This is a genomic window from Pseudomonas emilianonis (assembly GCF_023072625.1).
In the GTDB taxonomy this organism is placed as follows: domain Bacteria; phylum Pseudomonadota; class Gammaproteobacteria; order Pseudomonadales; family Pseudomonadaceae; genus Aquipseudomonas; species Aquipseudomonas paraveronii.
The window spans coordinates 1-6,540 of record NZ_JAKNRV010000298.1; the positions used below are offsets into that span (position 1 = coordinate 1).

The following is a 6,540-nucleotide window of genomic DNA, read 5'->3' on the forward strand; positions in this document are numbered from 1 at the left end:
CGGCCCTGGCGGCCACGGGTTGGTTCGCGGGGTGGGTCGGTGTGCGGGCCACGGGCTATCTGCAGCAGCCGGGCAGCGTTTCGCTCGCCGGGTTGTGGCTCGGGGCTATGTTGCTCGGCGTGTTGCTGTTGATGGTGGTCATGGCTCAACCGCGCATTCGGGGGCGATTTCACAATGGCTTCGAGCGGGTTCATCGGTTTGCGGGGTGGGGCGCGTTGCTGTTGTTTTGGGGGCTGACGTTGCAGGCGTCCGTCGATAGCTTTGCGAGCCTGTTGCACAGTGGCGCGTTCTGGATGCTGGTGCTGTTGACGCTGAGCATCGCGCTGCCCTGGCTGCGGCTGCGCAAGGTTGCCGTTGAACACACGCGGCCTTCCGGGCATGCGGTGATTACGCGTTTTACCCACACCACGCCTTTCGCCGGTTCGTCGACCGCGATCAGCCGGCATCCGCTGCTGGAGTGGCACTCCTTTGCCAACATCCCCACGCCGGGCCAGGCCGGGTTTCGGCTGACCATCTCCCGCGCCGGGGATTGGACGGGGCGGTTTATCGAGGACTTGCCGAGCCATGTATGGGTCAAGGGCATCACCACTGCCGGCGTGGCCAATGTGGAAACCCTGTTCAAGTCGGTGGTGTACGTCGCTACCGGCAGCGGGATCGGTCCGGTCATGCCGCATTTACTCGCGGCGCGGCTGCCGATCCAGCTGATCTGGTCGACCCGCAGCCCGAGAAAGACCTACGGCGACGAATGGGTCGACGAGATCCTGCGCGCCCAGCCCGGCGCGTTGATCTGGGACACCGATGCGCGCGGCAAACCTGACCTGGTGCAGTTGGCCTACGGCGCGGTGCAAGCCTTTGGCGCGGAGGCTGTGATCTGTATCGCCAACCAGCGTCTGACGCGACAGGTGGTGCAAGAACTGGAAGCCCGGGGAATACCCGCCTATGGCGCGATCTGGGATTCCTGAAAAGCGCGTGTTCATTCAACGATATCAATCACTGGAGGTGCCTATGAATGTAGTGATCGAGCGTCATGGCCGGGTGGTCCTGGCCAGGCTCAACCGTCCCCATGTCAAGAATGCGCTGAACTCGGCGTTGATGACGCAGCTGGTTTCCTGTCTGGAGGCCCTCGACCAAGACCCCGAGGTCGGGTGTTTTGTCATCACCGGCGCAGCGGAGTATTTCGCCGCCGGAGCCGATATCAAGGAGATGAGTGGCAAGTCCTATCTGGACATGCTCAACGAGGATTACTTCGTCGGCTGGGAGGCGTTTAGCCGCCTGCGCACGCCGACCATTGCCGCCGTCAACGGTTACGCCTTCGGTGGCGGCTGTGAGCTGGCGCTGATGTGCGACATGATTTTCGCCGCCGATACCGCCACCTTTGCCCAGCCGGAGATCAAGCTCGGCGTGATGCCGGGCATGGGGGCGACCCAGCGTCTGGCGGGCTTGATCGGCAAGGCCAAGACCATGGACCTGGTGCTTACCGGGCGGCCGATGAGCGCTCAGGAGGCTGAACAGGCCGGGCTGGTGTCGCGTGTCTATCCGGCGGCAACCTTGCTAGAGCAGACGCTGGCGGTGGCCGCGCAAATCGCCGGTTTTTCTCGACTGGCCACGCGGGCGGCGCGTGAAGCGGTCGAGCAATCCCTGCAGCTCGGCTTGCACGAGGGCGTGCGGCTGGAACGCCGGCTGTTCCACAGCCTGTTCGCCACGCCTGATCAGCAGGAGGGCATGCGGGCGTTTCTCGACAAGCGAGCGGCCGTGTTTAATCAGGTCTAGGAGGGCGCAGGACCCGGCGCTGGGGCTACTCTGAAAAAAACTACAGCGGAGGGGGAATAAACCTACATGGGATTCGTCTCATAGCTCAATTCCCCCCTGGCCACGTGCCCTGGAGCTTTCATGGTAGATCACTCATCACCGCCCCGTCCGCCACTCGGTATGGCCAGCCTGGTGCTCAGGCTGGCGTGTATCGGTGGCGTGGTGGCGGTTGTCGCCGGGGCGTTTGCCTACGTCAACGGCACCTTCGACCCACAACGCCTGCAGCCCAAAACCCTGGTCAATGCCCTGGAAACCAATAACGGCGTACACCCGGGGTTCCGCCGCAACCACGCCAAGGGTGTGTGTGTCGCCGGGTATTTCGAGAGCAGCAGCGAAGCGCGAGCCTATTCGAGTGCTCAGGTATTCAACGCGGCCAAGACCCCGCTGATCGGCCGTTTTGCCTTGCCCAGCGGTAATCCCTACGCGCCGGACAGCAGCGTGCCCATCCGCAGTTTTGCCGTGCAATTCAGCCAGGCCAACGGCCAGCAGTGGCGCACGGGGATGAACAGCATGCCGGTATTCCCGGTGGGCACCCCCGAGGCGTTCTACCAAATGCTCAAGGCCGGCGCGCCCGACCCGGCCACCGGCAAGCCGAACCCGGCGAATATGCCAGCGTTCTTTGCGGCCCATCCCGAGGCCGCGCCGTTCCTGGCGTGGGTCAAGACGGCCAAGCCATCCGCCAGCTATGCGACTGAAACCTATAACGGTATCCATGCGTTTTACCTGGTGGGCGTCGATGGCACGCGCCAGGCCGTGCGCTGGGGGGTTGTCCCGCAGAGCCTGGATGCTGCGGGCGATACCGCGCCAGCCGGCAGTGATTTCCTGGAAAAAGATCTGGTGCAACGCCTGGCTTCAGGACCGCTGCGTTGGCAGTTGAACCTGACCCTGGCCAACCCCGGCGACCCGCTCGACGATGCAAGCAAACCCTGGGTCGGCGAGCACACCGTGCTGAACGCCGGCACCCTGGTGCTGCAAAGCAGCCAAGCGCAAGCAGACGGCGATTGCCGCGACATCAACTTCGATCCGCTGATTCTGCCGAGCGGCATCGAAGCCTCGAATGACCCGTTGCTGGTCGCGCGTTCGGCCGCCTACGCCAGTTCTTACCTGCGTCGCGCCGCAGAAGTCAGCCCGTTGCACCGCAGCCCTCAGGAGTCGAAGCCATGAATGCCCAACCACGGTTTTTCGCCCCGCTGGCGCGCTTGCTGCACTGGCTGATGGCGCTGATGATCATCGCCATGCTGTTTATCGGCGCGGGCCTGGCAGCGTCGGTTTCCGAACGCCATGAATGGTTGATTCACCTGCACAAGCCGCTGGGCATCGCGATCCTGGCGTTGGTGATCGTGCGCTTGGTGGTGCGTTTTTCTACGCGCCAACCGCCGTTGCCCGCCGACTTGCCGCTGTGGCAAGCCTTGGCGGCCAAGGCGTCCCATCTGGTGCTATATGCGTTGATGCTGGTGTTGCCGCTGCTCGGTTGGGCGATGATTTCGGCGGCGGGCGACCCGGTGATGCTCAGCCGTTCGGTGCAACTGCCGGCGTTGGTGGCGGCCAACGCGCCGTTGTTCGCGGTGCTGCGCAAGGCCCATGGTTATCTTGCCTACGTGCTGTTTCTCACGGTGCTGTTGCACCTGGCGGCGGCGCTGTTCCATGGGTTGATTCGCCGTGACGGCGTGCTGCGGAGCATGACGGGCCCCCAGGACTGAGGCCCGCGCTCGATGGTTGTGGCGAGTACGCTCGCCGCATTCAGCGCAACAGGCTGACGATATCGGCCACGCTGCTCAACACATCCTTGCCCAACTGCATCGACCGTTTGCCCGACCAGCCGGTGTGCGGGTTGGGCGCGTCGTCGTTGTCCTTGAAGGGCATCTCCAGGGTCAGCGACAGGCAGTCGTATTTCTCCCCGACGGCATTGCAGGCCAGGGTCATATTGGCTTCGCCCGGTAGGTCGCGGGTGTAGCCGTGGGTAGTCTGGAAGTCACGGGTCAAGGCGCTCAGGTGGCTGCGGAAGTGTTTTTCCAGGCCTTCGATGCGCGGGGTGTAGCTGGGGTTGCCTTCGCAAGCGGCGGCGAATACGTAGGGGATTTCCTCGTCACCGTGGATATCGAGGAACAGGTCGACGCCATACTTTTCCATGTGCTCCTGGACGAACAACACCTCCGGGCTGATCTCCTGGCTGGCGTTCTGCCAGGCGCGATTGAGGTCCTGGCCCATGGCGTTGGTGCGCAGGTGGCCGTGGAAGGCGCCGTCGGGGTTCATGTTCGGCACCAGGTACAGGTCGGCGACGGCCAACAGCTTTTTCAGCTCGGCGTCACCGTCCTGCTGCAGGCGTTCGATGATGCCTTCCATAAACCATTCGGCCATGTGCTCGCCGGGATGCTGCTGGGCGATGATCCACACCTTGCGCCGACCTACGCCACCTTTGCCACGGCGCAACAATTGGATATCGCGGCCTTCGACACTTTTACCGGTGGCCAGCAACTGGGTGCCCGCGTGGTTCAGCGCCTGGTCGATGAGCCCGTCGTGGCGCTCGCGGCTGTAGGGTTCGAAGTAGGCAAACCAGGCATGCTTCTCGCGGGTTTCGAGGCTGATGTGCAGGGTTTCGCCGTCGAAGCGCGTAGGCACCCGGAACCAAGTGACATGGTCATACGACGCCACGGCGTTATAGCCGCTCCAGGCGTGTTTATAGGACGATTGCCCGGCGTTGCTCAGGCGGAAGGTGTGGGTGTGGCCCACATGCATGCCTTCGGCCTTGAAGTGGAACCATTGGAAATGGTGACTGCGGGTATCGGGTTTGATTGCCAGCAACAAGTGATAGGCATCGCTGGCATCCAGGACTTGGATGTTGCCGCTGTCGAAGTCGGTGCTTATCTTGATGGAGGTCAAGGCCACGGTCATAGTCTGGTTGCCTGAGTATGAGTGTTGTGGCGGTTATCTTACACAGAGGTTGGGCAAAATCCGGATGCAAAATTGTTGCGAGAGGAGGGGGGCGTCATCCTTGACGCCGCTGCAGCTTAGGGTCTATGAGATTGATTCTCAAGCGCTATTTCGCAAAGATCTGAGCTAGAGCGGTCGCCCGGCTTTCTTTCGACGATGGTCTTTTGCTATCATCGGCGCCATCAAGCAACACACAGTCTTCATTAGCCTGAAGCCATGCCAGGAAAACTGGCAAAAAAAAGACCCGGCCAAAGAGCCGGGTCAAAAACCGTGATTAGCCTGATGAGGAGATATTCCAAGAGTCCGACCTAAGGTCCCTTGGTCTATCGACTGATCTCGCGATCAGCTGGGTCCAATAATAATCATTATCATTTGCAAGTCAAATGTTTTTATCCGAGGGATAGAAATATTTTTCTTTCGCGTGGCTCATGGATTGTCCTGAGCCTGCGGCGCCTGCAACGATCGCTCCACCATCGCCTTCGCCATATCAATCAAATACACCACTGAAAATGCCAGGTCCCGCTGGTTGCCTTGATGGCTGCTCGCCGATTCGTAGGCCGTGGCGGCCGCGCTGCGCAACAGGTCCGAAGCATGCACCAGAGCTTCCTCCGGGCTGATGCCGGGCTTGATGCTGAAGAAGGCGTCATTCGGGGCTGAGTCGCACATATCTTCTTTCAAATAATAGTCCAGCGCACGTTGAGCGGCGCCGCTGCTGCGCATGTCGAGCAGTTCATGGGATTCGGGTTCGCCGGGCAGGCGATAGGGGCTTGTCGTCATAGGTCGGTACTCGGGTAGGGTGTCGAAACGCTGATGCCCGATAATAGTACGTATCGTATTTATGTCGTTTTATGGATTACTACAAACTGTTTATTGCCCTGAAAAATACGCAACGTATTGTCAGGCCCCATGGATAACTGGATAGCGTTGGTCAGGGCCAACATGAAAGACCGCAAGGTCACGCAGGATGAACTGGCCGAACGCCTGGGCATGTCCCAGGGCGGTGTGGGGCATTGGCTGAACAAGCGCCGGGTGCCAAGCCTGGCGGACATGAACCGGGTGCTGGAGGAACTGGGGCTAGGCGACCTGGAAGTTGCGCTGGATATTCGCCAGAAGACCGATGCACAGCCGGCCGGGCTACAACATTACAATCCGTATTTTCGCTACCCGGTCAGTGACTGGAAAGGTGTGTGCGAACTTCGCGAAGAGCGCCCGGCCTACGGCGCGGCACGCTTCGAACTGACGGATTATCACGCCCAGGGCGAGGCTTACTGGCTGCCCGTGGTCGGCGATGCCATGACCGCGCCCAGTGGCCTGAGCATCGGTGACGGCATGATCATCCTGGTGGACCCGGCCATCGACGCCGAACCCGGCAAGCTGGTGGTCGCGCAGTGTGCGCACAGCACGCAGGCGACCTTCCGCCAATTGCGCGAAGAGAGCGGCCAGCTGTACCTGGTGCCGCTCAATCCGACTTACCCCAAGCGGCTGTTCAGCGACGATTGCCGCATCCTTGGCGTCGTCGTGCAGGCCTCGGCGAAGTTCTAGTCCGCTGTTTCAAGCTCCACCAGCGCGCAACCTTCGGCAACCATTTCGCCTTCCTGGCAGAACAATGCCTTGACCACGCCGGCCTGGGGCGCGCGGATGCTGTGCTCCATCTTCATCGCTTCCAGCACCACCAATTGCAACAACAACTGAGCAACGCCCAGGGCAACCAGCCACTTCTGTCCCTCGACGTCGATGCGCGCAGTGTGGCCGAAGTCGTCGCTGACTGGACCGGCGTACCGCTGGGCAGCTTACTCAAGG

At 61.5% G+C, this 6,540-nt stretch carries 7 protein-coding genes and 1 pseudogene; 5 read left to right on the top strand and 3 right to left on the bottom strand.

The features are described from left to right. The 4 genes from L9Z73_RS22995 to L9Z73_RS23010 form a co-directional block, all read left to right on the top strand. A partial coding sequence (locus tag L9Z73_RS22995) for a hypothetical protein (RefSeq protein WP_247405893.1) occupies positions 1-962 on the top strand: 962 nt, incomplete at its 5' end. 43 nt (positions 963-1,005) lie between these two features. Further along, on the top strand, positions 1,006-1,770 hold the full coding sequence (locus L9Z73_RS23000) for an enoyl-CoA hydratase-related protein (protein WP_247405895.1): 765 nt from the start codon (positions 1,006-1,008) through the stop codon (positions 1,768-1,770). A gap of 120 nt (positions 1,771-1,890) precedes the next feature. Then, positions 1,891-2,973 (top strand): catalase family peroxidase, encoded by a 1,083-nt coding sequence (locus tag L9Z73_RS23005; protein WP_247405898.1) that lies wholly within the window; start codon positions 1,891-1,893, stop codon positions 2,971-2,973. Continuing rightward, positions 2,970-3,509: a cytochrome b gene (locus tag L9Z73_RS23010; protein WP_247405901.1), complete on the top strand. Its 540-nt coding sequence runs from the start codon at positions 2,970-2,972 to the stop codon at positions 3,507-3,509. Before L9Z73_RS23005 ends, L9Z73_RS23010 begins: the two co-directional genes overlap by 4 nt. A 40-nt stretch (positions 3,510-3,549) precedes the next feature. On the opposite strand, the gene L9Z73_RS23015 is transcribed toward L9Z73_RS23010, so the two are convergent. Further along, positions 3,550-4,701 carry a M14 family metallopeptidase gene (locus tag L9Z73_RS23015; RefSeq protein ID WP_247405905.1) on the bottom strand — a complete coding sequence of 384 codons (1,152 nt, stop codon included), beginning with the start codon at positions 4,699-4,701 and terminating at the stop codon, positions 3,550-3,552. A gap of 465 nt (positions 4,702-5,166) precedes the next feature. Then, positions 5,167-5,517, bottom strand: coding sequence for a DUF6124 family protein (locus L9Z73_RS23020; RefSeq protein WP_247405908.1), 351 nt, complete (start codon positions 5,515-5,517; stop codon positions 5,167-5,169). 129 nt (positions 5,518-5,646) lie between these two features. Between L9Z73_RS23020 and L9Z73_RS23025 the strand changes: the two genes are divergently transcribed. Next, positions 5,647-6,282 (top strand): LexA family protein, encoded by a 636-nt coding sequence (locus L9Z73_RS23025; protein ID WP_247405911.1) that lies wholly within the window; start codon positions 5,647-5,649, stop codon positions 6,280-6,282. On the opposite strand, the pseudogene L9Z73_RS23030 reads toward L9Z73_RS23025, so the two are convergent. Continuing rightward, a pseudogene (locus tag L9Z73_RS23030) lies at positions 6,279-6,416 on the bottom strand (acetyl-CoA carboxylase biotin carboxyl carrier protein subunit); the annotation flags it as partial. The gene L9Z73_RS23025 and the pseudogene L9Z73_RS23030 sit on opposite strands and share 4 nt — an antisense overlap. Positions 6,417-6,540 lie beyond the last annotated feature (124 nt).